Consider the following 26,754-nt stretch of genomic DNA (forward strand, 5'->3'; position numbering starts at 1 on the left):
TCGCCCTGGCGGAACGCAGGAGAGGGCCGTGGGTGGCGGGCGTGAACCGCCCGGGCACCGCCGCACCCCAGGCGGTCAGCGATAGACGACGTAGCGCAGGATGTAGATCGCGCAGAGGACGGCGCTGAGGAAGGCACCGATCCGCACCGCCTGCTGCTCGGTGATCGGCGGCTCCCGGTTCAGCATGGGCAGCCGCGACCGGCACCAGAGGATGGGCACGGTCGCGAGCACCGTCAGCGCGAAGAAGTCGAAGAACCTCACGCCCGGGCCTTCAGGCGGCGATGCGGGCCAGCGCCGCGGCCAGCCGCGCGGCCTCGGCCTCGGCGCTGGAGAGGCGCTCGCGCGTCTCCTCCACCACCTCCTCCTTCGCCCGGCTGGTGAAGTCGGGATTGGCGAGCTTCTGGGCGATCTTGCGCGCCTCCGCCTCCACCTTCGCGTGCTCCTTGGCCAGTCGCGCCCGCTCGGCCGCGAGGTCCACCACGCCGGAGAGGGGGAGCATCACGGTTGCCTCCCCCACCACGGCCTGGGCCACGCCCTCCGGCGCCGCGCCCTCCAGCGGCCTCACCTCGGTCGCGCGCGCCATGCGGCGGATCGGCTCGATCCAGCGCGCGGCGCGGGCGAGGGTCGCGGGCGAGGCTCCCTGGAGGAGCAGCGGCACGGTGACGGAGGGCGGCACGTTCACCTCGGCCCGGACGGTGCGGACCACGGAGATGAAGCTCACCAGCCATTCCAGCTCCCCCCGCGCCTCCTCCGCGCCCGTCACCGCGACGGGGACCGGCCAGGGGGTGCGGATCAGGCTGCCCTCCGGCCCGTAGCCGAAGCGGCTCCACAGCTCCTCCGTCACATAGGGCATGACGGGATGGGCGAGGCGCAGGATGAGGCCGAGGACGTGCTGCGCCGCTCCCTTCGCCTCCGCCTTCTCCGCCCCGTCGGGCCCGGTCAGCGCCGGCTTGGCGAGTTCGAGGAACCAGTCGCAGAAGGAGCCCCAGGTGAAGCGGTAGAGGGCCGCCGCGTAGTCATCCAGGCGATAGGCATCGAGCGCCGCCGTCGCCTCCGCGATGGCGGCGTTGCCGGCATCGATGATCCAGCGGGCGAGCGGGGTCCTCGCCTCCATCGGGTTGAAGGAGGGGTCGGGCGCGATGCCGTTCATCTCGCAGAAGCGCGCGGCGTTCCACAGCTTGGTGACGAAGGCGCGGTTGCTCTCCACCTTCTGCCGGCCCAGCCGTACGTCCCGCCCGGGGCCCGCGAAGGAGGCCAGGGTGAAGCGGAGGGCGTCGGCGCCATAGGCGTCCGCCAACTCCAGGGGGTCCATGACGTTGCCCTTGGACTTGGACATCTTCTGCCCGCGCTCGTCCCGCACGAGGCCGTGGATGTTCACCACGCGGAAGGGCACGTCCCCCATGAAGTGCAGCCCCATCATCATCATCCGGGCGACCCAGAAGAAGATGATGTCGAAGCCCGTCACCAGCACGTCGCCGGGATAGTAGCGGGCGAGCTCTGGCGTCTGCCGCGGCCAGCCAAGGGTGGAGAAGGGCCAGAGGGCGGAGGAGAACCAGGTGTCCAGCACGTCGGGGTCGCGGGTGAGCGGGCGGTCCTCGCCGTAGCGCGCGCGGGCGGCGGCCAGCGCCTCGGCCTCGGTGCGCTCGACGAAGATGTGGCCATCGGGCCCGTACCAGGCAGGGATCTGGTGGCCCCACCAGAGCTGGCGGGAGATGCACCAGGGCTGGATGTCGCGCATCCAGGCGAAGAAGGTGTTCTCCCACTGGCGCGGGACGAACTGGGTGCGGCCGGTCTCCACCGCCTCGATCGCCGGCTTGGCCAGCGTCGCCGCGTCCGCGTACCACTGCCAGGTCAGGCGCGGCTCGATCGGCACGCCGGAGCGGTCCCCGTGCGGGACGGCATGGGCGTGCGGCTCGACCTTCTCGATCAGCTCCAGCCGCTCCAGCTCCGCCAGGATTGCCTTACGGGCCTCGAAGCGCTCCATCCCCGCGAGGGAGGCGAGGAAGCCGGGCTCGGCCAGGCCCGGCGCCTCGCGCGCCTCGGCCTCGATCTCGGCCAGGGTCACCCGGCCCTCGGCGTCCAGCACGCTGGGGGAGGCGAGGTTGTGGCGGCGGCCCACCTCGAAGTCGTTGAAGTCGTGGGCCGGCGTGATCTTCACCGCGCCCGAGCCCTTCTCCGGGTCGGAATAGGCATCGGCCACCACGGGGATGGCGCGGCCGAGGATGGGCAGGACCACCCGCTTCCCGACGAGGTCCCTGAACCGCTCGTCCTCGGGATTCACGGCGACGGCCGTGTCGCCCAGCATCGTCTCGGGCCGCGTGGTGGCGACCACGATGAAGCGCCCGGGCTCGCCCTCCACGGGGTAGCGCAGGTGCCAGAGGCTGCCCTTCACCTCCCGGCTCTCGACCTCGAGGTCCGAGATCGCCGTCTGGAACTTCACGTCCCAGTTCACCAGCCGCCGGTCGCGATAGATCAGCCCCTGCCGGTGCAGGGTGACGAAGACCTCCCGCACGGCCTCGGACAGGCCCTCGTCCATGGTGAAGCGCTCGCGCGACCAGTCGAGGCTCGCCCCCATGCGGCGGAGCTGGCGGGTGATGGTGCCGCCGCTCTCGCCCTTCCACCTCCAGACGCGGTCGAGGAAGGCCTCGCGGCCCATCTCGCGCCGGTCCCGGCCCTCCGCGGCGAGCAGCCGCTCCACCACCATCTGGGTCGCGATGCCGGCATGGTCCGTGCCGGGCTGCCACAGCGCATCCCGCCCCTGCATCCGGCGGAAGCGGATGAGGGTGTCCTGGATCGTCACGTCCAGCGCGTGGCCGACATGCAGGCTCCCCGTCACGTTGGGCGGGGGGATCATGATGGTGAAGGGCTGGGCCTTGGATCCCGGATTCGCCGTGAAGGCGCCGGAACCCTCCCAGCCCTGATAGAGGCGCGGCTCGAAGCCGGCGGGCGAGAGCGTCTTGTCGAGCATGGGCGGAGGCTTGGCGGAGGCGCCGCCCCGCCGTCAAGGGCTCATGCCAGGCCCCTGCCCCGCCCCCGGCGGGAAAGGGGCGCCGAGGCTAGCCGAGCGAGCGGTTGACCACCCGCTCGATCTCGGCGCGCACGAGGCGCTCGACCATGGCGGGCAGGTGCGCGTCCATCCAGGCCCTGAGCATCGGCCGCACCTCCTCCCGCACCACGTCCTCGATCGAGGGGCCGCCGCGATGGACGGGGGCGCTGCGCTCGGCGGCCACGGTGCGGGCGAGCTGGCCGAGGATCGCGGCCGCGGCGGCCGCCGTCTCGGGCGCGATCAGCTCCTCCCCGCCGGAAGCCGCGCCGCCGGCGAAGGAGGCGGGCGCCGCGGAGGGCGGCGGCGCGGGCTGCGGCGCCGGGACGACAGGCGGGGCGACCAACTCCACCGGCTCCGGCACCGGCACGGGTGGAGCCGGCGGCTCGGGCTCCGGCGCCGCCACGAGCATCGCTTCCGTCAGCTCCAGCGGCTCCGGCAGGGACGGCGGATCCGGCATGACGGGCGGGGGCGCGGGCGCGGGCGCTGCCGGCGCGGGTGCCGCTTCCTCCTCGTTCAGGATCTTCCGGATGGAGGCGAGGATGTCCTCCATCGAAGGATCCTGACCAGGAGCGGTGGCGCCGGACATGCTGGTGTTCCTGGAGTTCGGGTGTCTACTGCTGGACGGGCTGGGGGGCGGTGTAGTCGCGCAGCCCGGCCCAGCGGTCGCGGACCGCGCGATAATAGGCTTCCTGGTCGTACAGGGCGACGGGCAGGTTCAGGTCCCGCGCCGTCAGGCGGCCGACGGCCTGGGCGAGCGAGTGGCTGGCCGTGACCACGTTGGCGAGGGCGCGCACGAGCGAGACGCGGGCGTTCAGCAGCTCCTGCTCGGCGTTGAGCACGTCGAGCGTCGTGCGGCTGCCGACGACCGCCTCGCGCTGCACGCCGTCCAGCGCGATCTCGGCGGCGCGGATCTGGGCGCGCACGCTGTCCACCGTGGCCCGGGCGCTGCCGAGCGTCTCCCAGGCCTGGATCGCCTGGGCGGAGGCGATCCGCCGCTGGTCGTCCACCACCTGCCGGAGCCGGGTGGCGTCCTGCCGGGCCTGGCGCACCGCGGCGTACTCCGCCCCGCCCTGGTAGAGCGGCACGGTAACGGTGGCGACGACCTGCTCGCCGATGGTGCGCTGGCCGATGATCTGCTGGTTGTCGTTGCGGAAGGCCTGGGCCTGGAGGCTCGCCTGCGGCAGCAGGGCGGCGAGCTGGACGTCGACGAAGTCGCGCGCGGCGGATTCGTCGAACAGCGCGGCCACGACGGCGGGGTTGTTCAGCGCCGCCACCTGCGCCGCATCCTGCCCGTTCCGAACGGCCGACGTCAGCGGCTGGGGCGCCGTGAGCCGCGCGGGGGCGAGGCCGATGGTGCGCTGGAAACTTGCCCGCGCGTTCTGGAGCTCTCCCTCGGAACCGGCACGGGAGGCGCGGGCGCCGGCGAGGCGCGACTCGGCCTGGGCCACGTCGGTGCGGGTGATCTCGCCCACCCGGAAGCGCTCGTTGGTCGCGTCCAGCTGGCGCTGGAGGACCTGCGCGTTGTTCAGGTTGAGCCGCACCTCCTCCTGGAAGCGGATCACGTTCACATAGGCGGCGACGGCATCCTGCAGCACCTGCTGTTCGGTGGCGAGGAGCCGCGCGCGCTGGGCGAGCACCTGGTTCTCCGCCCGGCGGGTCGAGGCGACGGTGCGGCCGCCGCGGTAGAGGGGCTGGGTGATCGTCGCGGCCGCGGTGGCGATCGTGCGGTCCTGGTCCGTCGTCACGCCTACCCGCTCGCCGCGGACATTGGTGGAGCGGGAGCGGAGCGTGCCCTCGCCGTAGCCGGCGCTGCCGGAGAGGGTCACGGTCGGGCGCCAGCCGGCCAGGGCCTGCGGGACGTTCTCGTCCACCACGCGGAGCTGGGCGCGGGCCGTGGCGAGGGTGGGGTTGTTCACATAGGTCTGGGCCAGCGCTTCCTGCAGCGTCTGCGCTCCGGCGGGCGCGGCCAGGGCCAGCGGGACCAGCGCGAGGGCGAGGGCGGTCGGAAGTACGGATCGGCGGCGCGGGGCGTGTCTGCGGGTCATGATGCGGTTCCTGCTGGGCCGCCCCGGTCCGAGGAGCCGGAGGGGTCGCCTATGCCTTCGTCCCGGGATGTTAGCCAGCCCGGCCGCCAGGCGGCCAGGATGGCGAAGAAGCCTTTCCGCATCCTTGCCGTTCCCGGACGGCCGGCGCGGTGCCCGCGTCAGACGAGGGCGAAGCCCGGCCGCGGGGAGAAGGCCGGCAGAAGGGAGGTCTGCGCGTTGAACTGCGGCACCGCGCTGAAGCTGCCGGCGGCGCGGCGGCCGAGGATCGCCGATCCCGCCTCGCCCGGGGCGCGGCGGATGGCGACCAGCCGGCCGCCCTCGGCGAGCTGGGCGGGAAGGGCGGCCGGCACGGCCGGGACCGCGCCCTCCACCAAGATCAGGTCGTAGGGGGCGCCGTCCGGCAGCCCCGCCGCGGGGTCCCCGGCAACGCGGCGCAGTGAGCCTGGCCTGAGGCCGGAGGCGGCGATTCCCTCGTCGCCGAGCGCGGCAATCGCGGGCTCGTTCTCGACCGCCACGACCTCCGCGCCCCCATGGGCGATCAGCGCCGCGCCGTATCCCGTGCCCGATGCCAGGACGAGCACCCGCTCCCCCGGGCGCGGCAGGCCGAGCTGGATCAGCCGCGCCACCGTCATCGGCTGCAGCATCACCCGGCCGCCGCCGAGCGCGATATCCTCGTCCGCCAGGGCACGGGCCCGGAGCGGCGCGGGGACGAAGAGTTCCCGCGGCACAGCCCGCATCGCCTCCAGGATCCGTGGATCCGTCACCCGGTTGGGCCTTACCTGCCCATCAACCATGCGCCTGCGCGCCTCGGCGAAGTCCATGCCGCCCGCTGCCCCATCAACTGAACCGGGCGGTTTATAGGCGCCCCGGGCGGCGCTTGGAAGCCGCGCGGCGGGTCGCGCCGGATGCGGGTTGACCCGATGCCCCCGGGGCGCGATACCCTGCCCTCCTGCCGGCCCGATGGCAGAGTGGTGATGCAGCGGACTGCAAATCCGTGAATGTGGGTTCGATTCCCGCTCGGGCCTCCACCCCCTCCCCTTCCTGGCGCCCTCCTGCGGCGCCCGGCAGGGGCCGGGACCTTCCCTCTGAAAATATCCAGGACTGCCCTTGGACGCCGCCGCGCTTGCCGGAGGCTCACCAGTTCTCACCTTTTGCGCGTGCGCGGACGGGGCTTGCGGAAAAAGCTTCGCGCAAACTTCCACGGACCCCCTTGCGGGGCGGCGGCACACGCGGTATCCGGCCGACCCGCACGCAGCGGGCCTGATCCCCGATAGCTCAGCTGGTAGAGCACGCGACTGTTAATCGCTAGGTCGTTGGTTCGAGTCCAACTCGGGGAGCCATTGCAGGAGGGGGGATGCACCGAAAGGTGCGTCCCCCTTTTCCGTTCGGGGCGCCCGCTGTCCCGCGCAGCCCGCCTCGAAAACTTCATCCGGCCTTCCGCACGGGGCAGCCGCCCGCGCTCTTGTCCTGGCGCGCGGCTCGGGCAGAAGGGGCGCATGAGCGACGAGACAGTCCTGACCAACGCCCGGCTCGTGCTGCCGGACCGCGTGCTGCCCGGCACGCTGCTGCTGCGCGGCGGCACTATCGCGGAGATCTCCCCCGGGCGCAGCGCCGCGCCCGGTGCGCTGGACCTGGAGGGCGACTTCCTCATCCCCGGCGTGGTGGACGTCCACACCGACAATCTCGAGCGTCAGGTCCTGCCGCGCAGCCAGGCCCGCTGGCCATCCGCCTCGGCCTTCCTCGCCCATGACGGGCAGGTGGCCGTCGCCGGGGTGACGACGGTGCTCGACGCCCTCTGCCTCGGCGATCTCGGCTTCGACGAGAGCCGGCTCCAGACGGCGCGGGACGGGGTGCGCGACCTCGGCGCACTGACCGCCTCCGGTGCCCTGAAGTCCGAGCACCTGCTGCACCTGCGCTGCGAGCTGCCGGCCACGGACATGCTGCCGATGCTGGAGGAATTCCATGCCGACCCGCATCTGCGGATGGTCAGCCTCATGGACCACACCCCCGGCGTCGGCCAGTACGTCGATGCGGACCGCTACCGCGCCATGCGGGTGAAGGGCGGGGCGAAGCCGGAAGCCGTGGAGCGCCGCATCGCCGAACTGGCGGAGCAGCGCGCAGCCTATGCCGAGCCCAACCGCCGCGCCCTCCTCGACCTCTTCCGCGGGAGGGACGTGCCGCTCGCCACGCATGACGACTGGGACCCCGCGATCGTCGCCCGCAACGCGGCCGACGGAATCGGGATGAGCGAGTTCCCCGTGAACCTCCCGGCGGCCCGCGCGGCACGGGCGGAGGGCATGGCGGTGATCGCGGGGGCGCCCAACCTCGTGCGCGGTGGCAGCCATTCCGGCAATGTCGCGGCGGCTGACCTCGCGCGCGAAGGGCTGGTGGACATCATCGCCTCGGACTACGTGCCCCCGGCCATGATCGAGGCCGCCTGGCGCTTGGTGGAGGAGGCCGGCATGACGCTTCCCGCAGGGGTCGCGACCATCACCGCCAACCCCGCCCGCGCCCTCGGCCTGCACGACCGCGGGCGGATCGAGCCGGGGCTGCGCGCGGACCTCGTGCGCCTGCGCGAGTTCGGCGGCATGCCGGTGGTGCAGGCCGTGTGGCGCGGCGGGGCGCGCATCGCATGATGGGCGTGGCATCCCTCGCCCGCGCCGCCCTCTACTGGGCACCGGCGATCGACGACCCCCTGCACCGCGCGGGCAGCGCCTGGCTGGGCCGGAATGCCGAAACGGGCGCGCGGCTGGACCAGCCCGCCATCCCCGGCGCGGACCTCCACGCCCTCACCGCCGATCCGCGCCTCTACGGGCTGCACGCGACGCTCAAGCCGCCCTTCCGCCTCGCCGGCTCCTACGCGGCGCTGCGGGAGGAGGCGGCCCGGCTGGCCGCGGCGACGAAGCCGTTCGACCTGCCGCCGCTGGAGCTCGCCTCGCTCGACGGCTTCCTCGCCCTGCGCGAATCGATCCCCTGCCCCGCCCTCCAGGCCCTGGCCGATCTCTGCGTCGCGGCGCTGGACGGCCACCGCGCCCCGCCGACCGAGGCCGAGATCGCCCGGCGCCGGCCGGAACGGCTGGACGCCGCCGGCCTCTACAACCTGCGCCGCTGGGGGTACCCGCACGTCTTCGGCGAGTGGCGCTTCCACGTCACCCTCACCCACCGGCTGACGGCGGAGCAGGAGGCGGTGATCCGCCCCGCCGCCGAGGCCGCGCTGGCGGAAACCGCCGCGCGCCCGCGCCGGGTGGCCGAGCTCTGCCTCTTCACCCAGCCCGCGCCGGGCGAGCCCTTCCTCATCGCCGAACGGCTGCCTCTGGGCGGGTGAACCCGCCCACCCGGGGCTTGCGAAGGGCATCCCCGCCCCCGGCGACGGCCGGGAGCGGGGAGGAAGCGCCCTCAGCCCTTCGCGGCGGCAGCCCGGATCTGCGTCACGGTCTGCCGATTGGTGATTTGCTCCGGGCTCATCCGCACCTCGATCACGGCGGGCTTGCCGCTGGCCCGGGCGCGGCGGAAGGCGGGGACCAGCTCGTCGGTCGCCGTCACCACCTCGCCATGGCCGCCGAAGGCCTCGATGAACTTCGCGAAGTCGGGATTGGTGAGCTTCGTGCCGGAGACGCGGCCGGGATAGTGGCGCTCCTGGTACATGCGGATCGTGCCGTACTGGCCGTTGTTCACCACCATCACGATCGGCGCGACGCCGGCCTGGAAGGCGGTGGCAATCTCCTGCCCCGTCATCAGGAATCCGCCGTCCCCGACGAAGCTCAGCACGAGCCGGTCGCGATAGGTGATGGCCGCCCCCAGCCCTGCCGGCACGGAATAGCCCATGGCCCCGTTGTTCGGGCCGAGGAAGCGCTGGCCCTCCCGCACCGACATGAAGCGCTGCGGCCAGGTCGCGAAGTTGCCGGCATCGACGGTGAAGATGGCGTCCGCAGGCAGCTCCGCCTCCAGCGCCTGCAGCGCGCGGGCGAAGTTCAGCGGCCCCTCGTAGTCCGGCGCCGCCACGCTCGCCTCGCGCACCGCCCGCAACCGGCGCGTCCACTCGCCCCAGGGGCGCGCCCTGCCCGGCGCGGCGTCGCGCAGCGCGAGGGCGAAGGCGTTGAGGTCGGAGGTAATGCCGAGCAGCGGGCGGAAGACGCGGCCGATCTCGGCGGGGTCGGGCAGGACGTGGACGATCGGGCTCGTCTCGCCGACGGGGAAGAGGGTGTAGCCCTGGCTCGTCGCCTCCTGCAGCCGGGTGCCGACGGCGATGACGAGATCCGCCTCCTTCACCCGCGCGACGAGGCCGGGATCGGAGCCGACGCCGAGATCGCCCGCGAAGTTGGGCGAGGTGCCGTCGAACAGGTCCAGCCGCCGGAAGCCGACCGCCACGGGAAGGTCATGGGCTCGGGCGAAGTCGCGGATCGCGGCCCGCCCCTCCTCCGACCAGCCCGTGCCGCCGAGGACCAGCACCGGCCGCTGCGCGCCGTCCAGCAGCTCCAGCAGGCGCGGGATGGCCCCAGGCGCGGGATGGGCGGGGAGCGTCGGCGCGGGTCCGATATCGGGCACCTCGACAACGGTCTTCTGCATCTCCTCGCTGATCGCGACGACCACCGGGCCGGGGCGGCCGCTGCGCGCCACGTCGAAGGCGCGCGCCATCAGCTCGGGGATGCGCGCGGCGTCGTCGATCTGCGTCACCCACTTGGCGAGCGGCGAGAACATCCGGCGGTAATCCACCTCTTGGAAGGTGTCCCGGTCCGTCTCGGAGAAGGGGATCTGGCCGACGATGAGCACGAGCGGCGTGCTGTCCTGCATGGCGACGTGGACGCCGATGCTGGCGTGGCAGGCGCCGGGGCCGCGGGTGACGATCGCGACGCCGGGCCTCCCCGTGAGCTTGCCATGCGCCTCGGCCATGTGGACCGCGCCCGCCTCGAAGCGGCAGGTCACCAGCTCGATCCGGTCGCCTACCTCGTAGAGCCCGTCGAGCAGGTCGAGGAAGGATTCGCCCGGCACCGAGAAGGCGTGCGTCACGCCCTGCGCCACGAGCGCGTCGGCCAGGAGCTGCCCGCCCGTGCGCCCGCGGGTCATCCCCTGCCGCGCTGCCGCCCCGTCATCCATGGTTCCGCTCCCTTGCCCCGGCCGGGCCCTGGTGGCGTGTCCCGGCGGGGCGGAGACTAGGGCGGCAGCGCCTCGGGGCCAACCTCCCCCGGCCGGATCGGCGCCCGCCGCTGCCTCGCTACTCCGCCGGGGCGGGATGGTGGGGCGCCGGCCCGCGCCCCTCCAGCTCCCGCAGCCGCGCGGCGATGGCGCCCACGGGCCGGGTAAAGGGCGCGAGCAGGAGATAGAGGGCCGGCACGGCGTAGAGGGTGACGAAGGTGGAGAGGGTGATCCCGCCCACGATCACGACGCCGAGCGCCTGCCGGCTCTCCGCCCCCGCACCGGTCGCGACGGCGAGCGGCACGGCGCCGAGCACGGTCGCGATCGAGGTCATCAGGATCGGCCGCAGCCGCACCACCGAGGCTTCCAGCACGGCATCGTGCACGCTCCGCCCCTCGTCGCGGAGCTGGTTCGCGAATTCCACCACGAGGATGCCGTTCTTCGCCATCAGCCCGATCAGCATCACCATGCCGATCTGGCTGAAGATGTTCAGCGACCCGCCGGTGAGATGCAGCGCGAGCAGCCCGCCCGTCACGGCCAGCGGCGTGGAGAGCAGGATGACGAAGGGGTGGATGAAGCTCTCGAACTGCGCGGCGAGCACGAGGAAGACGACGAGCAGCGCCATGGCGAAGGTGATGGCGAGGCTGCCCGAGGATTCCCGGAACTCCAGGCTCTGCCCGCGATAGGCGATGCGCGCGTCCGGCGGCAGCACCTCGCGTGCCAGCCCGTCGAGATAGTCCAGCGCCTCGCCGAGGGAGTAGCCGGGAGCGGGCGTCGCCGTGATGGTGATCGCGCGCACCCGGTCCTCCCGGGCCAGGGATTGCGGCCGCGCGCGCTCGCTGAGCGACACCACGTTCGAGAGGGGAACCAGCCCGCCGCCCCCGGTGCGGACGAAGATGTTCTCGAGGTCGTAGGGCGTTCCCCGGTCGCCCTCCCGCGCCTGGAGGAGAATCTTGTACTCCTCCCCCGCCTCCACATAGGTGCCGACCTCACGCGAGCCGAGCATGGTCTCGATGGTGCGTCCCACCGCCTGGATCGAGACGCCGAGATCGGCCGCCTTGCGCCGGTCGATCCCGACGCGGATCTCGGGCTTCGTCTCGCGGAAGTTGTTGTCGAGGTTGAGCAGGTTACGGTTCGTCGCCGCCCGCTCCAGGAAGCGGTCGCGCCAGCCGACGAGGGTCGTGTAGTCCGGCCCGCCGATCACGAACTGGATCGGCGGCTGGAAGCCGCGCTGGCCGAGGCTGGGCGGGTTGAGCGGGAAGGCGCGCGCGCCGGGGATGGCGGTGAGGCGCGGGAAGAGCTCCTGCGCGATGGCCTGCTGCTTGCGCGCCCGGCTCTCCCATCCGGAGAGGCGGATGAACATGTTGGCGATGTTGCCCTGGGGAGGGCGCTGGAAGCCGCCGAGCGTGGCGAAGACGACCATCGCCTCACCGCTGCGGAGGTACTCGTCGGTTATCCGCTCGACCCGCTGCACCTGCTCGCGCGTGTAGGCGAAAGAGGCACCCTCGGGCGCGGTGAGGGGGATGATGATGCTCGCCCGGTCCTCGACCGGCGTGAACTCCTTCGGGATCGCCTGGAAGAGCGCGACGGCGAGGGCGCAGACCAGCCCGACGCCGCCGAGCACGATGAGCGGGATGCGGAGCGCGTGGCGGAGGGACCAGCGCAGCGCGTTGTTCATCCCGAGGAAGAAGGGCTCGGTCCGGCGGATGAGCCAGGTCTCGCCCTGGTGCTCCTGCAGGAGCTTCGAGCACATCATCGGCGTGAGCGTCAGCGCGATGAGGCCGGAGAAGAGCACTGAGGCCGCGAGGGCGAAGCCGAACTCGCTGAAAAGCCGCCCCGTATTGCCCCCCATGAAGGAGAGGGGCAGGAAGACGGCCACCAGCACCAGCGTCGTCGCGATCACGGCGAAGGCGATCTCGCGCGAGCCGCGGATGGAGGCGAGCAGCACCGGCTCGCCTTCCTCCACCCGGCGGTGGATGTTCTCCAGCACCACGATCGCGTCGTCCACCACCAGCCCGATCGCCAGCACGAGGCCGAGCAGCGTCAGCACGTTGAGCGAGAACCCCATGGCCGACATGGCGATGAAAGAGGCGATGATGGAGACGGGGATGGCGACCGCGGGAATGATCGTCGCCCGGAAGGAGCGGAGGAAGAGGAAGATCACGATCACCACCAGCACCAGCGCGGTGAGAAGCGCGTGCTCCACCTCGTAGATGGACTGGGCGATGAAGATGCTCTCGTCGTAGCCGATCTGCGTGTTGATCCCCTCGGGCAGGGTCTGGCGGATCCGCTCCACCTCGCTCTTCACGCCGTCGGCGACCGAGAGGGTGTTGGCGGTGGACTGGCGCAGGATGCCCAGGCCCACGCCCGGCACGCCGTTGATGCGGTACTCGCCGCGTGTGTCCTCCGCCGCCACCTCCACCCGCGCCACGTCGCCCAGAAGGACCTGCGCGCCCCCGCCCCGGGAGAGGACGACCTGGCGGAACTGCTCGGGGCGGGACATGCGCGTGTCCGTCCGCACCGTCAGCTCGCGCTGGCTGCTCTCGATCCGGCCGCCGGGAAGCTCGATGTTCTCGCGCCGGATCGCGTCCTCCACGTCCTGCACGGTCAGCCCGCGCGCGGCCAGCGCCTGGCGGTCGAGCCAGATGCGCATGGAGTACTTGCGCTCGCCCTGGATCAGCACGTCGGCCACGCCGTCCACGATGGCGAGGCGGTCGCGGAAGCGGCGATAGGCGATCTCGGTCAGCTCCATGCCGTTGAAGGCGCTGGAGGTGAGCGCGATCCAGAGGATCGGGCGGCTGTCGCCATCCACCTTCGCCACAACGGGGGTGTCCGCCTGCTCCGGCAGCCGCGCGAGGGCGCGGGCCACGCGGTCCCGCACGTCGTTCGCGGCGGCGTCCACGTTGCGGGAGAGGCGGAATTCGAGGGTGACGCTGCTGCGCTCGTCCCGCGAGATGGAGGTGAGGGTCTTGATCCCCTCGATCCCCGCGACGGCGGATTCGATCAGCTCGGTGATCTGCGTGTCCACCACCGCCGCCGTGGCGCCGGTATAGGTGGTGGTCACGGAGACGACCGGCGGGTCGATGGCCGGGTATTCCCGCACGGGCAGCCGGAAGAGCGCGGCCAGCCCAATCACCACGAGGAGGAGGCTGATGACGGTGGCGAAGACCGGCCGCTTGATCGAGACGTCGCTGAGGACCACGCCCGCCTCCTCTCAGCTCGTCGGCCGGGTGATTGTCTCCGTCACCCGCACCGCCGCGTTGTTGCGCAGGCGCTGGATGCCCCGCACCACGACCTGATCCGTGCGCGTGACGCCGCGGACCACCTCGACTTCCCCGGCGATCCGCTGGCCGAGCGTCACCTCCACGCGCTGGGCCCGGTTGTCCCGCACCACGAAGACGAAGGCGCGCTCGCCCACGGGATCCAGCGCCTCCTCCGGCACCATCAGGGCGTTGTCGCGGGTTTCCAGGTTCAGCTCGATGGTCAGGAACAGCCCGGGGCGGAGCGCCTCGTCGGTGTTGTCGAACTCGCTGACGAGGCGGACCGTCCGGGTGGCCGTGTCGATCCGCGTGTCCGCCACGGTCACCGTGCCGAGGAAGCGGCGGTCGCCGTAGGCCGTGCTGCGGGCGGTGACGGTGCTGCCGGGCTGGATGCGGGCGAGATAGACCTCGGGGATCGAGAACTCGACCCGCACCCGGCTGATGTCGTCCAGCGTGGTGACCGCCGTGCCCGGCTGCACCAGCGCCCCGAGGCTGACGGTGCGCAGCCCCACGCGCCCGGCGAAGGGCGCCGTCACCCGCGCCTCGTCGAGCCGCGCCTGCACCTGCCGCACCCGCCCCTCGGCGCCACGCGCGGTGGCCAGGAGGGTGTCCACCCGCTGCTCCGCCACCACCCCGGCCGTCAGCCGCTGCACGCGGAGGAGCTGGCTGCGGGCGTCGTCCAGCAGCGCGCGGGCCTGGTCCAGCTCGGCGCGCAGGGCGGCATCGTCGAGAATAACGAGCGTCTCCCCGGCGGGCACGCGCTGCCCCTCCTGGAAGCGGATGGCGGTTACGATCCCCGGAAGCTTGGCGGTGATCATCACCGCCTCCCGCGCGCGCACCGTGCCGACGCTCTCGGCCCGCTCCGTCACCGTGCCGGTCCGCACGGGGGAAACGGCGACGGGCGTCGGGGGCGCGGGGGCGCCCGTCGCGGCGACCGCACCCCCACGGCTCAGCCCCAGCAGCGCCATCGGCCGGGGAAGCCCGACCCCCTCGCCGAAGAACTGCCAGGCCGCTCCCCCGCCGGCGAGCACCGCCAGGACGAGGAGCTGAGTTCGGGTTCGCATCGTTCTGTCCCAGTACGCGATCTCACTCTCGCGGGGTGAGCCGCCAGGCGCAACAGGGATTCCGCAACAGGGATTCCGGGGTGCCGGGAGCCGCATCGCGGGCTTGGAAGCCTCTCCCCGCGGCGCCATGCTTCCCTTCCTGCAGGGATGAGTGAAGCATGAAAGCGATCTTCGTCATGATCAAATGCGAGATGGGCGCGGCCTACCGCGTCGCCCGCGAGATGGCGGACGGCATCCCGGAGCTCTCCGAGATGCATTCCACCAGCGGGCAGTACGACCTTCTCGGCAAGTTCTACCTGGAGCCCGACCAGGATATCGGCCTCTTCGTCGTGGAGCGGGTGCAGGGCGTGCCGGGGGTGAAGGACACCTACACTCTCCAGACCTTCAACGCCTTCTCCGGCCCGCGGGGCTGAGCCGCCCCCCCCTCGGGCCTGCCATGAAAAGACCTCCAAGCCGCCGCGGCATGCCACCGGCCCGCCGCGCGGTCGCCACGAGGGGCGCCCATCTTCGGTGCGATCGGAGGTCCCATCAGATGAAGGTCCGCTTCTTCCCCGCCCTCGCCCTCGGCGCCGCCCTCGCTACCGCCGGTTGCCAGAACCCGGACGGCTCGACCGACTGGGGCAGCACCCTCGCCCTCGGCGCCGGTGCGGGGCTGGCCGCCGGGCTGGTCGCGGCGGCGGCCAGCGACGACGGGCCGCGCTACCGGCAACCCTCCCGCCGCGGCGGCGGTTCATATGGCGGCTATGGCGGCGGCTACGGCCGCTCCCATGCCGGCGGCTACGGCCAGGGCTATGGTCATGGCTACGGCAATGGTTACGGCAATGGTTACGGGAGGGCTTGGCGATGAGGCTCCGGTCGGCAGTTCTCGTGGCGGCCGGGCTCGCGCTCGGCGGCTGCTACTATCCCTATGGCGAGCCGAGCGTGGCGGGCTCCGCGCTGGTCGGCGCGGGAGTGGGCGCGGTGGCCGGGGCGGCGATCGCCTCCGGCCCGACCTACTACGCCCCGCCCGCCTATTACGCGCCCCCCGCCTATTACGCGCCGCGGCCGCGCTATTACGGCTACCATCCCGGCTACTACCGGCACGGCTGGCGCCACTGGTAGCGGCGGCTCAGTCGAAGCCGAGGAAGCCGGGCATGGAGGAGATCGGCGGCGCGGCCTTCAGCGCCGCGAGGTCGGGCCGCGGGCGGCTCAGCAGCGGATCGCCCGCCACCGCCGCCTCGATCGCCGCAGCCGCGCGCAGGACCAGCGCGTCCCCTCCCCTCGGCCCCACGATCTGCAGGCCGAAGGGCATGCCGAGCGCGTCCCTTCCCATCGGGATGGAGATGGCGGGGTGGCCCGTCAGCGTCACGATGTAGGCCATGGCGAGCCAGTGGAAGTAGGTGCGGGTCCCCTGCCCGTCGATCTCGGCCGGGAAGAGCTCCGTCCAGGGGCGGGGCGAGATGGTGATCGCCGGCGTGACGATCAGGTCCACGCCCGAGGCGAAGAACCTTTGCCAGCGATGATACAGCGCCGTCTGCGCCACGCCCGCGCGTGCGACATCGGCCGCCGAGTAGCCCAGCCCCTCCGCGACATTGGCGCGCACGTTCGGCCCGACCATGTTGGGCGTCCTCTCGACCTTCTCCGCATGGGCGGCCAGGAAGTTGAGGGCGCGCAGCACCTCGAAGGCCTCGTTCGCGCCGCTGCAGTCCGGCGTCCTCTCGTCGATGCCGGCGAAGAGCGGCGCCAGGCCTTCCACCCGCGCGCGGAACGCCTCCCTCACGGTGCGCTCGACGAGGGCGAGGCCGAAATCCTCGGTCGCCGCCACGCGCAGCGATGAGAGATCCATCGGGGCGAGCGGGGTCCAGCGCTCGGGCCGCGCCCGGACCGCCTCCCCCGGCAGGGTATAGGCGAGCGGGTCGCGCGGATCGTCCCCCACCATGGCGGCCAGGAGGAGGGCGACGTCCGGCACGGTGTTCGCCATGGGCCCGAGCACCGAGAGGTTCTGCCAGCCCAGCAGCTTGCGCTCGCTCGTCACGAGGCCAGGGCTCGGCCGGAAGCCGACGATGCCGTTGAAGGCCGCCGGGTTCCGCAGGGAGCCGCCGGTGTCCGAGCCCGAGCAGATGGCGAACATCCCCGCCGCCAGCGCCGCGCCCGAGCCGCCGGAGGAGCCGGCCGCCGATTTCGTCGGGTCGTGCGGGTTGCCGGTCGCGCCGTAGACGGCGTTGCGGGTGTTGGCGCCCGCGCCGAATTCCGGCGTGTTCGTCTTCGCCGTGATCACCGCCCCCGCCGCCCGGATGCGGGCGACGGAGGAGAGGTCGGCCTTCGGCACATGGTCCTTGAAGAGAGGGCTGCCGAAGGTGGTCACCAGCCCCTCCGTCTCCTCCAGGTCCTTGATGCCGATCGGCAGGCCGTGGAGGAGGCCGAGCCCTTCGCCGCGCATCACCGCCGCCTCGGCCGCGCGCGCCGCGTCCCGCGCGCGCCCGTCGATCGCGACCACGGCGTTGATCGCCGGGTTCACCGCCTCGATCCGCGCGAGGCAGGAATCGAGCAGCTCCACGGGGGAGAGCTTCTTCGTCCCGATCAGGCGGCGGGCTTCGAGGGCGGTGAGGTCGCAGGGCTCGGTCATCGGCTCTTCCGGGCTGTTTGGCAGGGCGGCGCGGGCGTCAGTAGCCCATCGCGCAGCCGTCCTTGCGGGGATCGGAACCGCCGACGAGGATGCCGCGCTCCCGGTCGATGAGGATCGCCTGGCCACCGCCATGCGGCTTCTTGATCGGCTTCGGCTGGTGGCCGAGCGCCGCCAGCGCGTCCCGCAGCTCGGACGGCAGGCCGTTCTCAATCTCCACGTCGCGATGGTCGGCCCCGACGCTGGGGAAGACGCGGGTGAGGTCCAGCGCCTCCTGCACGTCCAGGCCGAACTGGAAGTGGTTCGTCAGGAACCAGCTCTGCCCCATCGGCTGGAAATGCCCGCCCATCACGCCGTAGGGCATGATCGCCTTCCCGTCCTTCATCACCATGCCCGGGATGATGGTGTGCATCGGCCGCTTGCGGGGCGCGATGCAGTTCGGGTGGCCCTCCTGCAGGCGGAAGCCGAAGCCGCGGTTCTGCAGCATCACGCCCGACTTCTCGGCCAGGATGCCCGAGCCGAAGCCCTCGAAGAGGGAATTGATGAAGGAGCAGGCGTTCCCGTCCTTGTCCACGACGGTGAGATAGACGGTGTCCTTGTGCTTCTGCCAGTCCACCTCGCCCGCGGGCGGCAGCTCCACCATCGCCTTCTCGTCGCTGATCATGCCGCGCAGGCCGGCGAGGTAGTCGTCCGAGAGCAGCTTCCCGAGCGGCACCTCGACCTGGGAGGGATCGGCGAGGAAGGCGTCGCGGTCGCGGTAGACGAGGCGCGCGGCCTCGAGGTGGCGGTGCATGCGCGTAGCCGTCAGCGGCCCGCCGGGATCGGGGAAGCCCTCCAGGATGCCGAGCAGCATGAGGACGAGCAGGCCCGAGCCGTTCGGCGGGCACTGGAACACCTCCATGCCGCGCCACTTCCGGGAGATCGGGTCCACGAAGTTGGCGACCTCGAGCCCCTCCGCGAAGTCTTCCTCAGTGTGCAGCCCGCCGGCGGCGCGCAGGGTCGCCACCATGTCGGCCGCGATCTCGCCGGTGTAGAAGGCGCGCGCACCGTCGCGGCCGATGGCCCGCAGCGTCCTGCCCAGCTCCGGCTGGGTGAAGCGGTCGCCGAAGGCGAAGGCCCGGCCGTCCTTGAGGAAGCGCCGCGCGGTCTGCGGCTGCTTCGAGAGCTTGCCGACGCTGTCCTCCCAATCGGCCGACACGCGCGAAGAGACGGCAAAGCCCTCCTCGGCGTATCGGATCGCGGGCTGGAGGATCTGGTCGAGCCCGATCCTGCCATGCGCCTTGTTCAGCGCCTCCCAGGCCGAGACGGCGCCGGGCACGGTCACGGAATGGACGGAGGTGTTCTCCATGGCGGTGAGCCCGGCCGCCCGCAGCGCCTCCGGCGTCGCGGCCGCCGGAGCCCGGCCGGAGCCGTTGATGGCGACCACCCCGCCCGAGGCCGGGGCGTAGAGGCAGAAGCAGTCGCCGCCGATGCCGGTGGATTGCGGCTCCACCACGGCCAGCACGGCCGCCGCGGCGATGGCGCCGTCGAGCGCGTTGCCGCCGGCGCGCATGATGTCGAGCGCGGCGAGGGTCGCCACGGGCATGGAGGTTGCGGCCATCGCGTTGAGCGCCATGGCCGGGCTGCGGCCGGGGAGGTGAAGGTCGCGCATTCCTGGATCCGTTCCTCGCTGGGGGTCGGGCGGGGCCGCTTCGGCGGCTCGCCCCCGCAATACGCCGCGTGCCGGCGGGGCGGAAGCCCGCCCCGGGGGGCGGAAGCCCGCCCCGGGGGGCGAAAGCCCGCTCCGTGGGGACGAAAGCCCGGGCCCGCTGCTATCCCCCGCCCGGCATCCAGGGCCGCGCCCGCGCCTGGGCGGCCATCCTCACCCCGGCATTGGCCGCGCCGTAGCCGTCATAGCCGCCGCGCCGCTCGACGATCTCGAAGAAGAAGCGGTCCTCGAAGGAGACGGTGTAGGCGTGGATGAACTCCCCGCCCGCGGCATCGCGGTCGTAGAGGAGGTGGTCACGTTCCAGTGCCTCCAGCACGGGGTCCGCGAGGCCGAAGCGGGCGCCGAGATCCTCGTAGTAGTTGTCGGGGATGCGCAGCACCGGGGCGCCCCGCCCTGCGAGGAAACCTGCTGCATCGGGGGTGGAGAAGGCGATGTGGTGCACCCCCGCCCCCGCCATGGCGGAGACGAAGCGCCCCGTCGCGGTCTGCCGGCTCTCGGAGACGTTCAGCGGCATCCGCACCCGCCCCGCCGGGTCCGCCATGGCGCGGCTGCGGACGAGGCCCTGCGGGTCCGGCAGGTCCATGGGCGGATTCGGGTGCAGGCCGAAGACGGCGCGGTGGAAAAGTACGAATCCGTCCATCTGCCCCTCGGCCAGGGCGTAGGCGATGTGGTCCACCCCCTCCAGCGCGCCCGGGCGGTCATCCCCGGGAAGGAGGTGGAAGTCGCTCTCCCAGATATTGCGCCCGGCCGCGCCGGGCTCGACGAGGAGGATGAGCGTGCCGTCGGGCGCGCGGACCGCGGGGATGTGCCGCTCCCCCTCGCCCACCCGCTCCCGCCAGGTGGAGCAGAGCAGTGCCTCCGCCCGGGACATGGCGCGGGCGGCGTCGTCCACGCGCAAGGCGGTGGCGCAGACGGAGGGGCCGTGCAGCTCGAAATGCCCGGCCGCCGCGCTGTCGGGCTCGGCGTTGAGGACGAGGTTCACCCCGCCCTGGCGCCAGAGCTCCACGGCCTTCGACCGGTGCTGCCCCGCCTTGCGGAAGCCGAGGGTGGAGAGAAAGGCGGAGAGGTCCCGCCCGCCCGGCCCGTCCACCGCGAATTCGAGGAACTCCACCCCGCCGAGCTCGGGCGCCGGCGGCAAGGGCGCGGCCGGGACGGAGGGCGCGGCGAGGACCGAGTCGAGCCAGATGAGGGAGCGGTGCGCGTCCCGCGCGATGCGCCGGGCCGGGGCGGCGCGGAAGCCGTCGTTGAACACCTCCAGGGAGAGCGGGCCGCGATAGCCCGCCGCCAGCACCGCCCGCGTGAACTCCGCCACCGGCAGCTCCCCCTGGCCGGGGAAGTTGCGGAAGTGGCGGGACCAGTTGAGCACGTCCATGGAGAGCCGCGGCGCGTCGGCGAGCTGGACGAAGAGGATGCGATCCCCCGGCACCTCCTCCGCGAGTCCCTCCAGCGTGTCGCCGAGGGAGAGGGTGTGGAAGCTGTCGAGGATGAGGCCGAGGGCGGGATGGTCCGCCCGCTTCACGATGTCCCAGGCCTGTCGCCAGCGGTTGACGTGCCGGCCCCAGGCCAGCGCCTCGTAGCCTAGCCGCAGGCCCCGCGCGGCGGCGCGCTCGGCCATCTCGCGGAGGTCGGCGGCGGCGCGGGCGGGGTCGTCGATCGCCGCCTCCTGCACGTTGCTGCAGACGAGGAGGAGGTCCGTCCCCAGCGCCTGCATCACGTCGAACTTGCGCTCCGCCCGGTCGAGATTCCGGCGGCGCTGCGGCTCGGGCACCGCCTCGAAGTCGCGGAAGGGCTGGAAGAGGGTGATGGCGATGCCGAGGTCGGCCGCCATGCTTCGGATGCCCTCGGGCGGGCCGTCATGGGTCAGCAGGTCCGGCTCGAAGATCTCGACGCCCTGGAAGCCGGCGCTGGCCGCGGCCTCCAGCTTGTCGGGAAGGCTGCCGGAGAGGCAGACGGTGGCGATCGACTTGGGAAGCGGGAGTTCTGGCATGGGCGGCCCGGATGGTCCGGGAGAGGCTAGCGCGCCCGGGCCGCCGGGACCACCGGCCAGGCCGCGGCCGGCCCCGCCCTCCGAAGCCCGGCCCTTCCAAGCCCCGGCGGCTTCGGCTACCTCCCCGGGATGGAGAGCCCGACGGAACCCGCCCCGCCCGCGACGATCGCCGAGTTCGACCGGATCGACATCCGGGCCGGCACGGTCATCGCGGCCGAGCCCTTCCCCGAGGCGCGGAAGCCCTCGCTGAAGCTCACGGTCGATTTCGGCGAGGGGATCGGCATCCGCCGCTCCTCCGCCCAGGTCACGGTTCACTACGCGCCCGAGACGCTGGTGGGGACGCAGGTGATGGGGGTGGTGAACTTCGCCCCCCGCCGGATCGCCGGCTTCCCGAGCGAGGTGCTCGTGCTCGGCGTGCCCGACGAATCGGGTGCCGTGGTGCTCCTCCGCCCCGAACGCGCCGTCCCCAACGGCGCCCGGATGTTCTGACAGGATCGCCACCCCATGCAGCCGCGCTACTACACCGTCACCTGGGACCAGCTTCACCGGGATGCCAAGGCGCTCGCCTGGCGCCTCGTCGGCAAGGGACCGATCGGGGGCGGCTTCAAGGGCATCGTCGCGATCACCCGCGGCGGGCTGATCCCCGCCGCCATCGTGGCGCGCGAGCTGGACTGCCGCCTGATCGAGAGCGTCTCCGTCATCACCTATGACGAGGAGAAGAAGGGCGAGCCGCGCGTGGCCAAGTCGCCGGACGCGGCGGGAGACGGCACGGGCTGGCTCGTCCTGGACGACCTCGTGGATACCGGCACCACGGCCCGTGTGGTCCGCGCCATGCTGCCAGGCGCGCATTTCGCGACCATCTACGCCAAGCCGGCCGGCCGCCCGCTGGTGGACAGCTTCATCACCGAGGTGAGCCAGGACACCTGGATCCTCTTCCCCTGGGACACCGAGCCCCAGTTCGTCGCCCCGATCGCCCGCACGGCGGCCAGCGGCGCGGTTTAAGCGGCGCGGCCTGGCACGCGGCGCTGGCGCCGGGCCGCCCAGCGCGGCCAGTATTCCTTCCCGACTCGATCCGGGAAGGAACCAGGCCATGCCCAGCGCGCCGCGCCCGATCGCCGCGATCCTGGAGAGCCGTGCCTTCGGCCTCCTGATGCGCGTCGTCCTCACCTTCCCCTACTGGGCGAGCGGCCTGGCGAAGCTGATCGACTTCGCGGGCGCCCGGGCGGAGATGGGGATGTTCGGCCTCCACCCCACGGCGCCCTTCGCGGTCGCGGTGATCCTCACCCAGCTCATCGGCTCGGCCCTGGTGATCCACGGGCGGCATGCCTGGCTCGGGGCCGGGGCGCTGGGGGTGTTCACGCTGCTCACCATCCCCCTCGTCCACACCTTCTGGGCCTTGCAGGGGCCGGAGGGAATCAAGGCTTTCCACACCGCCGTCGAGCATGTCGGCATGTGTGGCGGCCTCGCCCTCGCGGCGATTCAGGCGCAACTCGCGCGGCTCGCCCCTCCGCGCCGCTGAGGGGCGGGGCCGTCAGACGGGAACGGTCTCGTCCTTCGCGGCGAGAACCTTGTCCACGCGCCGCCCGTCCATGTCGATGATCTCGAAGCGCCAGCCGCCGAAGACGATCCGGTCGCCCTCCTTCGGCACGCGCCGCAGCAGGGCGAGCATCAGCCCGGCGACCGTGTGATAGCTGCCGGGCTGCGGCAGGACGGGCAGGTCCAGCCTCGCGCGCAGCTCGTCGCTCGGCATCATGCCGTCCAGCAGCAGGCTGCCGTCGTGCCGCTCCACCGCCGGGCCGCTCTCCGCCGGCACGGCGGGGGCGCCGAGCTCGCCCACGATCGCCTCCAGCAGGTCGGAGGCGGTGACCACCCCCTCGAAGGAGCCGTACTCGTCCATCACCAGGGCGAGGCCGAGCGGGTCCTGGCGGATCCGCTCCAGCGCGTCGAGGGCGGAGAGGTTGTCGGGCAGGACCATGGGCCGGCGCAGCACGCCGGCCACCGACATGGGCTGGCCCGAGAGCACCTGGTCCAGCAGGTCCTTCGCCGCGGCCACGCCGACCACGTTGTCCACCCGGCCATCGGCCACGATGAAGCGGTTGACCGTCTCCCCCCGCAGCTTCTCGGCCACCTCGTCCGGCGTCGCGTTGCGGTCGAGCCAGGCGATCTCTGTCCGCGGCGTCATCAGCGCGCGGACAGGCTTGTCGGCGAGGCGGAGCACGCGCTCGATCATGTGCCGCTCCTCCGTCTCCAGCGCCCCGGCCTCGGCGCCTTCCGCCACCACCGCCTTGACCTCCTCTTCCGTCACGGACTGCTCGACCGTCGTGTTCGCCCCGAGGAGGCGCAGCACCAGGGCCGAGGAGCTGGAGAGGAGCCAGACCACCGGGGCGGAGATGCGCGAGAGGGCGAGCATCGGCCGGGCCACGAGGGTCGCCAGGCGCTCCGGGTCGCGCAGGGCGAGCTGCTTAGGCACCAGCTCCCCCAGGATGAGGGAGAGATAGGTGATGAGCACGACGACGACGAAGAGCGCCGCCTCTGTGCCGTAGGGCGCGACGCCGGGGATCGAATCGAGCACCGGGCCGAGGGTGGCCGAGAGCCGCGCGCCGCCGAAGGTTCCGGCCACCACCCCGACGAGGGTGATGCCGACCTGCACGGTGGGCAGGAAGCGCTGGGGGTCGTCGGCCAGGGCAAGCGCCGCCCTCGCCCCGACCGAGCCGCCGCGCTCCAGCGCCGTGAGCCTCGCCCGGCGGGAGGAGACGATCGCCAGTTCGCTCATGGCGAAGACGCCGTTCAGCAGCACCAGCAGGATGAGGATGCCGATCTCCAGGAGCACGGACATGGTCGGGGCGGGGTTCCTTCTCGCCGGGCCCTCGGGCCCATGGGGGAGGCGCAGCATAGCGCCGGGGCGGCCAGGGCCGAAGCCGCGAGGAGGGGTCGTTCCATGCTGCGCCGCAATCTTGCCCAGATTGGGCCGGAAGCGCGCCTCAGCCAGGGGTACTGATGAGGGTGAGCGCAGAGGGCGCCCAGCATGCCGGACCGGATCGGCCGGACGGCGGGTGGGAGCCTTGCGCCGGAGCCCTTCACGCGATGAACGCGCACGCCGCACCGCGCCCCTCCCGCAACCCGGAGACCCTCTCCACCCCCGTTCGCCGCGGCGTGTTTGCCCGCCAGGGCACGACGCTGGCGGTGCTCGCCCTCGTCGCCCTGACCCATCTGGGCGCCTGGTGGGCGCTCAACCGCCCCGCGCCGGTGCCGGACTTCCGCGGCCAGGTGAACGGCCTCGCCTTCGCCCCCTATCAGCGTGGGCAGAGCGCCGAGGGGAATGACTGGCCCACCCCCGAGCAGATCGAGGGCGACCTTCGCCGGATCGCGCCCATCACGCGCCACATCCGCACCTATGCGGCCCATGGCGGGATCGAGCGCATCCCCGAGATCGCCTGGAACACGGGACTCGACCTGAAGGTGACGCTCGGCTCCTGGCTGGACCGGCGGCTGGACCGGAACGCGGCCGAGATCCGCCGCCTCGTCCAGGTCGCGCGCGAGAGCCGGAACGTCGAGCGCGTGCTGGTGGGCAACGAGGCCGTGCTGCGCGGCGACGTGACCCCCGCGCAGATGGTCGGCTACATCGAGCAGGTGCGCCGCCAGGTGCGCCAGCCCGTCTCCACCGCCGAGCCCTGGCACGTCTGGATGGACCATCCCGAGCTCGGCCGGGCGGTTGACTACATCACCATCCACCTCCTCCCCTACTGGGAGGGCCTGCCGATCGACGACGCGCTGCGCTTCATCATGGAGAAGTACGACGCCGTGCAGGCGCGCTTCCCCGGCAAGCGGATCGTGATCGGCGAGGTGGGCTGGCCGTCCGACGGCGTGGCGCAGGGCGCCGCCCGCGCCAGCCGCGTGAACCAGGCGCTGTTCATGCGCAGCTTCTTCAACATCGCCGAGCAGCGCGGCCTCGAATACTTCGTGATGGAGGCCTTCGACCAGCCGTGGAAGACCTCCTTCGAGGGCCGCGCAGCCGGCCACTGGGGCATGTACGACCTCGACCGCCAGCCCAAGTGGTCGCTCACCGGCCCCGTGCAGGAGACGCCGGCCTGGCTCTCCTGGGCGCTGGGCGCGAGCCTCTTCGCCTCGCTCGCGAGCTTCTTCTTCCTCTCCCGCCGCCCCGACATCCGCTGGCCCGGCAAGCTGATGCTCGCCACCCTGTCCCAGGGCTTCGTGGCGCTGGGCACGGGCGTGCTGCTCGCGATGAGCGAGACCTATATGTCCAACACGGCGGGCGTCGTCTGGTCGCTGCTGGTGGCGGGGCAGGCGCTGCTCCTCGCCCTGCTCCTCTCGGACGGCTTCGAGCTGGCCGAGACGCTCTTCGGCCGCGTCAGCAAGCGCCGCTGGCCCGCCCTGCCGGCGCCCGCCGGCGCGCGGCTGCCCAAGGTCTCCATCCACCTGCCCATCTGCAACGAGCCCCCGCAGATGGTGCGCGAGACGCTCGATGCCCTCGCCGAGCTGGACTACCCCGAGTTCGAGGTGCTGGTGGTGGACAACAACACCACCGACCCCGCGCTGTGGGAGCCCGTGGCCGAGCACTGCGCGCGGCTGGGTGCCCGGTTCCGCTTCTTCCATCTCGGCCGCTGGCCCGGCTTCAAGGGCGGCGCGCTGAACTTCGCCCTCCGCGAAACCGCGCCCGACGCCGAGGTGGTCGGCGTGATCGACAGCGACTACCTCGTGCGCCCGGACTGGCTGCGCCGCATGGCGCCCTTCTTCGACCGCCCCGAGGTGGGCTTCACCCAGTCGCCCCAGGACTACCGGGACGGCAATGGCGGCCTCTTCAAGCGGCTGATGTTCTGGGAGTACGCGGGCTTCTTCAAGGCCGGGATGGTCACGCGCAACGAGCGCAACGCCATCATCCAGCACGGCACGATGACGCTGATCCGCAAGTCGGCGCTGGAAGGCGCCGGCGGCTGGGCGGAGTGGTGCATCTGCGAGGACAGCGAGCTCGGGCTGAAGCTCATGCGCCAGGGCTGGGAGGCGGTCTACGTGCCGGACTCCATGGGCCGCGGCGTGATGCCCGACGACTTCTCCGCCTATCGCAAGCAGCGCCACCGTTGGGCCTTCGGCGCGGTGCAGATCGTGAAGCACCACTGGCGCGCGCTGCTCAACCCCTTCGACCGCAGCCTCACCCAGGGCCAGCGTTTCCACTTCGTCATGGGCTGGATGCCCTGGATGGGCGACGCGCTCGGCCTCGCCTTCGTGGTCGGCGGCCTCGTCTGGTCGCTGGGCCTGACGCTCATCCCGCTGACACGGCTCTATCCCACGGTGGACCTGTTCGGGCTTCATATCGCGACGGAGGGGCTGCGCACCGCCCTCGTCTCGGTCGGGCTGTCGGACGAGTTCCCGATCACGCTCTTCATGATCCCGAGCCTTGGCCTCTTCGCCTTCAAGCTCGCGCAGATCTGGCTGCTCTACCGCGCCCGCGTCGCCTGCGGCCCGTGGGACCGGATCGGCGCCGCGCTCGGCGGCCTCGCGCTGACGCACACCATCGGCAAGGCGGTGTGGCAGGGCTTCTTCAAGCGGCGGGCCCATTTCGCCCGCACGCCGAAGATGGAGAACGCGCCGGCCCTCGTGCAGGGGCTGATGACGGCGCGGCAGGAGGGGATGATGATGCTCCTGCTCTGGCTCGCCGCCGCCGGCATCACCGTCGCGCATCGCGGCGGCACCTGGGAGGCGATCCTCTGGACCGTCATCCTCCTCGTGCAGTCCGTGCCCTATCTCGCGGCGGTGTCGATGGCGCTGATCGCCGCGGTGCCGGCCCGCAAGGCGATGGCGCTGCCGGGCGCGTTGCCGGCGACCTCCTCGGCGGGGCAGGCGGTGGCGAGCGAGGTCAACTGACCCGGCAACGCCGGCAACGGGCGGCCCGC

21 protein-coding genes and 2 tRNA genes are annotated in these 26,754 nt (G+C 72.5%); 11 read left to right on the forward strand and 12 right to left on the reverse strand.

Annotated features, from left to right (window positions below):
• Nucleotides 1-75: 75 nt before the first annotated feature.
• The 5 genes from FHS87_RS09965 to FHS87_RS09985 form a co-directional block, all read right to left on the reverse strand.
• Nucleotides 76-261 (reverse strand): hypothetical protein, encoded by a 186-nt coding sequence (locus tag FHS87_RS09965; RefSeq protein ID WP_184517149.1) that lies wholly within the window; start codon nucleotides 259-261, stop codon nucleotides 76-78.
• A 10-nt stretch (nucleotides 262-271) separates the two neighbouring features.
• Nucleotides 272-2,968: a valine--tRNA ligase gene (locus FHS87_RS09970; protein ID WP_184517168.1), complete on the reverse strand. Its 2,697-nt coding sequence runs from the start codon at nucleotides 2,966-2,968 to the stop codon at nucleotides 272-274.
• A gap of 88 nt (nucleotides 2,969-3,056) precedes the next feature.
• A complete protein-coding gene (locus FHS87_RS09975) occupies nucleotides 3,057-3,596 on the reverse strand; it encodes a DUF2497 domain-containing protein (RefSeq protein WP_184517171.1) in 540 nt (179 codons plus the stop codon).
• 61 nt (nucleotides 3,597-3,657) lie between these two features.
• A complete protein-coding gene (locus FHS87_RS09980) occupies nucleotides 3,658-5,091 on the reverse strand; it encodes a TolC family outer membrane protein (protein ID WP_184517174.1) in 1,434 nt (477 codons plus the stop codon).
• Nucleotides 5,092-5,249: 158 nt separating this feature from the next.
• A complete protein-coding gene (locus FHS87_RS09985) occupies nucleotides 5,250-5,912 on the reverse strand; it encodes a protein-L-isoaspartate O-methyltransferase family protein (RefSeq protein ID WP_184517177.1) in 663 nt (220 codons plus the stop codon).
• Between the two features lie 133 nt (nucleotides 5,913-6,045).
• Between FHS87_RS09985 and FHS87_RS09990 the strand changes: the two genes are divergently transcribed.
• The 4 genes from FHS87_RS09990 to FHS87_RS10005 all read left to right on the forward strand — a co-directional run bounded on the left by FHS87_RS09990 (nucleotide 6,046) and on the right by FHS87_RS10005 (nucleotide 8,416).
• Nucleotides 6,046-6,119 (forward strand) — tRNA-Cys (locus FHS87_RS09990).
• A gap of 236 nt (nucleotides 6,120-6,355) precedes the next feature.
• Nucleotides 6,356-6,431 (forward strand) — tRNA-Asn (locus tag FHS87_RS09995).
• A gap of 156 nt (nucleotides 6,432-6,587) precedes the next feature.
• Nucleotides 6,588-7,727 (forward strand): alpha-D-ribose 1-methylphosphonate 5-triphosphate diphosphatase, encoded by a 1,140-nt coding sequence (locus FHS87_RS10000; RefSeq protein ID WP_184517180.1) that lies wholly within the window; start codon nucleotides 6,588-6,590, stop codon nucleotides 7,725-7,727.
• Complete coding sequence (locus FHS87_RS10005; RefSeq protein WP_246418301.1) at nucleotides 7,724-8,416, forward strand: DUF1045 domain-containing protein; 693 nt, start codon at nucleotides 7,724-7,726, stop codon at nucleotides 8,414-8,416. The genes FHS87_RS10000 and FHS87_RS10005 overlap by 4 nt, the downstream gene beginning before the upstream one ends.
• Nucleotides 8,417-8,487: 71 nt before the next feature.
• Here FHS87_RS10005 and FHS87_RS10010 read toward each other — a convergent pair whose 3' ends face one another.
• The 3 genes from FHS87_RS10010 to FHS87_RS10020 all read right to left on the reverse strand — a co-directional run bounded on the left by FHS87_RS10010 (nucleotide 8,488) and on the right by FHS87_RS10020 (nucleotide 14,548).
• A complete protein-coding gene (locus FHS87_RS10010; RefSeq protein WP_221299772.1) occupies nucleotides 8,488-10,185 on the reverse strand; it encodes a thiamine pyrophosphate-dependent enzyme in 1,698 nt (565 codons plus the stop codon).
• Between the two features lie 118 nt (nucleotides 10,186-10,303).
• The gene (locus tag FHS87_RS10015) at nucleotides 10,304-13,426 is read right to left on the reverse strand and encodes an efflux RND transporter permease subunit (RefSeq protein ID WP_184517183.1); all 3,123 of its coding nucleotides are present in this window, start codon (nucleotides 13,424-13,426) and stop codon (nucleotides 10,304-10,306) included.
• A gap of 12 nt (nucleotides 13,427-13,438) precedes the next feature.
• The gene (locus tag FHS87_RS10020; protein WP_184517187.1) at nucleotides 13,439-14,548 is read right to left on the reverse strand and encodes an efflux RND transporter periplasmic adaptor subunit; all 1,110 of its coding nucleotides are present in this window, start codon (nucleotides 14,546-14,548) and stop codon (nucleotides 13,439-13,441) included.
• 158 nt (nucleotides 14,549-14,706) lie between these two features.
• On the opposite strand from FHS87_RS10020, the gene FHS87_RS10025 reads away from it, so the two are divergent.
• The 3 genes from FHS87_RS10025 to FHS87_RS10035 all read left to right on the forward strand — a co-directional run bounded on the left by FHS87_RS10025 (nucleotide 14,707) and on the right by FHS87_RS10035 (nucleotide 15,649).
• Complete coding sequence (locus FHS87_RS10025; RefSeq protein ID WP_184517189.1) at nucleotides 14,707-14,961, forward strand: Lrp/AsnC ligand binding domain-containing protein; 255 nt, start codon at nucleotides 14,707-14,709, stop codon at nucleotides 14,959-14,961.
• A 119-nt stretch (nucleotides 14,962-15,080) separates the two neighbouring features.
• Nucleotides 15,081-15,395, forward strand: coding sequence for a hypothetical protein (locus FHS87_RS10030; protein ID WP_184517192.1), 315 nt, complete (start codon nucleotides 15,081-15,083; stop codon nucleotides 15,393-15,395).
• Nucleotides 15,392-15,649: a hypothetical protein gene (locus tag FHS87_RS10035; protein WP_184517195.1), complete on the forward strand. Its 258-nt coding sequence runs from the start codon at nucleotides 15,392-15,394 to the stop codon at nucleotides 15,647-15,649. The genes FHS87_RS10030 and FHS87_RS10035 overlap by 4 nt, the downstream gene beginning before the upstream one ends.
• A 7-nt stretch (nucleotides 15,650-15,656) precedes the next feature.
• Here FHS87_RS10035 and FHS87_RS10040 read toward each other — a convergent pair whose 3' ends face one another.
• The 3 genes from FHS87_RS10040 to FHS87_RS10050 form a co-directional block, all read right to left on the reverse strand.
• A complete protein-coding gene (locus FHS87_RS10040; protein ID WP_184517198.1) occupies nucleotides 15,657-17,153 on the reverse strand; it encodes an amidase in 1,497 nt (498 codons plus the stop codon).
• 37 nt (nucleotides 17,154-17,190) lie between these two features.
• Nucleotides 17,191-18,801, reverse strand: coding sequence for a gamma-glutamyltransferase family protein (locus FHS87_RS10045; protein ID WP_184517201.1), 1,611 nt, complete (start codon nucleotides 18,799-18,801; stop codon nucleotides 17,191-17,193).
• A 160-nt stretch (nucleotides 18,802-18,961) separates the two neighbouring features.
• Nucleotides 18,962-20,845, reverse strand: coding sequence for a bifunctional sugar phosphate isomerase/epimerase/4-hydroxyphenylpyruvate dioxygenase family protein (locus FHS87_RS10050; protein ID WP_184517204.1), 1,884 nt, complete (start codon nucleotides 20,843-20,845; stop codon nucleotides 18,962-18,964).
• Between the two features lie 129 nt (nucleotides 20,846-20,974).
• On the opposite strand from FHS87_RS10050, the gene FHS87_RS10055 reads away from it, so the two are divergent.
• From FHS87_RS10055 to FHS87_RS10065, 3 genes are all read left to right on the forward strand, one after another.
• On the forward strand, nucleotides 20,975-21,334 hold the full coding sequence (locus tag FHS87_RS10055; RefSeq protein WP_184517207.1) for a tRNA-binding protein: 360 nt from the start codon (nucleotides 20,975-20,977) through the stop codon (nucleotides 21,332-21,334).
• Nucleotides 21,335-21,349: 15 nt separating this feature from the next.
• Nucleotides 21,350-21,847 (forward strand): xanthine phosphoribosyltransferase, encoded by a 498-nt coding sequence (gene gpt / locus FHS87_RS10060; protein ID WP_184517210.1) that lies wholly within the window; start codon nucleotides 21,350-21,352, stop codon nucleotides 21,845-21,847.
• An 88-nt stretch (nucleotides 21,848-21,935) separates the two neighbouring features.
• On the forward strand, nucleotides 21,936-22,364 hold the full coding sequence (locus FHS87_RS10065) for a DoxX family protein (RefSeq protein WP_184517213.1): 429 nt from the start codon (nucleotides 21,936-21,938) through the stop codon (nucleotides 22,362-22,364).
• A 12-nt stretch (nucleotides 22,365-22,376) separates the two neighbouring features.
• On the opposite strand, the gene FHS87_RS10070 is transcribed toward FHS87_RS10065, so the two are convergent.
• Entirely contained in the window at nucleotides 22,377-23,681 is a 1,305-nt protein-coding gene (locus FHS87_RS10070) for a hemolysin family protein (protein WP_184517216.1), read from the reverse strand.
• 248 nt (nucleotides 23,682-23,929) lie between these two features.
• Between FHS87_RS10070 and FHS87_RS10075 the strand changes: the two genes are divergently transcribed.
• Entirely contained in the window at nucleotides 23,930-26,725 is a 2,796-nt protein-coding gene (locus FHS87_RS10075; protein ID WP_184517220.1) for a glycosyltransferase, read from the forward strand.
• Nucleotides 26,726-26,754: the final 29 nt, after the last annotated feature.

The sequence above is a fragment of the Muricoccus pecuniae genome, assembly GCF_014199205.1.
GTDB classification, from domain to species: Bacteria; Pseudomonadota; Alphaproteobacteria; order Acetobacterales; family Acetobacteraceae; genus Roseomonas; species Roseomonas pecuniae.

Excerpts from the sequence above, each read along its gene's own strand:
- FHS87_RS09970 (WP_184517168.1), bottom strand. The coding sequence starts at position 2,968 with ATGCTCGACAAGACGCTCTCGCCCGCCGGCTTCGAGCCGCGCCTCTAT.
- FHS87_RS09975 (WP_184517171.1), bottom strand. The coding sequence starts at position 3,596 with ATGGAGGACATCCTCGCCTCCATCCGGAAGATCCTGAACGAGGAGGAA.
- FHS87_RS09980 (WP_184517174.1), bottom strand. The coding sequence starts at position 5,091 with ATGACCCGCAGACACGCCCCGCGCCGCCGATCCGTACTTCCGACCGCC.
- FHS87_RS09985 (WP_184517177.1), bottom strand. The coding sequence starts at position 5,912 with ATGGACTTCGCCGAGGCGCGCAGGCGCATGGTTGATGGGCAGGTAAGG.
- FHS87_RS10000 (WP_184517180.1), top strand. The coding sequence starts at position 6,588 with ATGAGCGACGAGACAGTCCTGACCAACGCCCGGCTCGTGCTGCCGGAC.
- FHS87_RS10005 (WP_246418301.1), top strand. The coding sequence starts at position 7,724 with ATGATGGGCGTGGCATCCCTCGCCCGCGCCGCCCTCTACTGGGCACCG.
- FHS87_RS10010 (WP_221299772.1), bottom strand. The coding sequence starts at position 10,185 with ATGGATGACGGGGCGGCAGCGCGGCAGGGGATGACCCGCGGGCGCACG.
- FHS87_RS10020 (WP_184517187.1), bottom strand. The coding sequence starts at position 14,548 with ATGCGAACCCGAACTCAGCTCCTCGTCCTGGCGGTGCTCGCCGGCGGG.
- FHS87_RS10025 (WP_184517189.1), top strand. The coding sequence starts at position 14,707 with ATGAAAGCGATCTTCGTCATGATCAAATGCGAGATGGGCGCGGCCTAC.
- FHS87_RS10030 (WP_184517192.1), top strand. The coding sequence starts at position 15,081 with ATGAAGGTCCGCTTCTTCCCCGCCCTCGCCCTCGGCGCCGCCCTCGCT.
- FHS87_RS10035 (WP_184517195.1), top strand. The coding sequence starts at position 15,392 with ATGAGGCTCCGGTCGGCAGTTCTCGTGGCGGCCGGGCTCGCGCTCGGC.
- FHS87_RS10040 (WP_184517198.1), bottom strand. The coding sequence starts at position 17,153 with ATGACCGAGCCCTGCGACCTCACCGCCCTCGAAGCCCGCCGCCTGATC.
- FHS87_RS10045 (WP_184517201.1), bottom strand. The coding sequence starts at position 18,801 with ATGCGCGACCTTCACCTCCCCGGCCGCAGCCCGGCCATGGCGCTCAAC.
- FHS87_RS10050 (WP_184517204.1), bottom strand. The coding sequence starts at position 20,845 with ATGCCAGAACTCCCGCTTCCCAAGTCGATCGCCACCGTCTGCCTCTCC.
- FHS87_RS10055 (WP_184517207.1), top strand. The coding sequence starts at position 20,975 with ATGGAGAGCCCGACGGAACCCGCCCCGCCCGCGACGATCGCCGAGTTC.
- gpt (WP_184517210.1), top strand. The coding sequence starts at position 21,350 with ATGCAGCCGCGCTACTACACCGTCACCTGGGACCAGCTTCACCGGGAT.
- FHS87_RS10065 (WP_184517213.1), top strand. The coding sequence starts at position 21,936 with ATGCCCAGCGCGCCGCGCCCGATCGCCGCGATCCTGGAGAGCCGTGCC.
- FHS87_RS10070 (WP_184517216.1), bottom strand. The coding sequence starts at position 23,681 with ATGTCCGTGCTCCTGGAGATCGGCATCCTCATCCTGCTGGTGCTGCTG.
- FHS87_RS10075 (WP_184517220.1), top strand. The coding sequence starts at position 23,930 with ATGAACGCGCACGCCGCACCGCGCCCCTCCCGCAACCCGGAGACCCTC.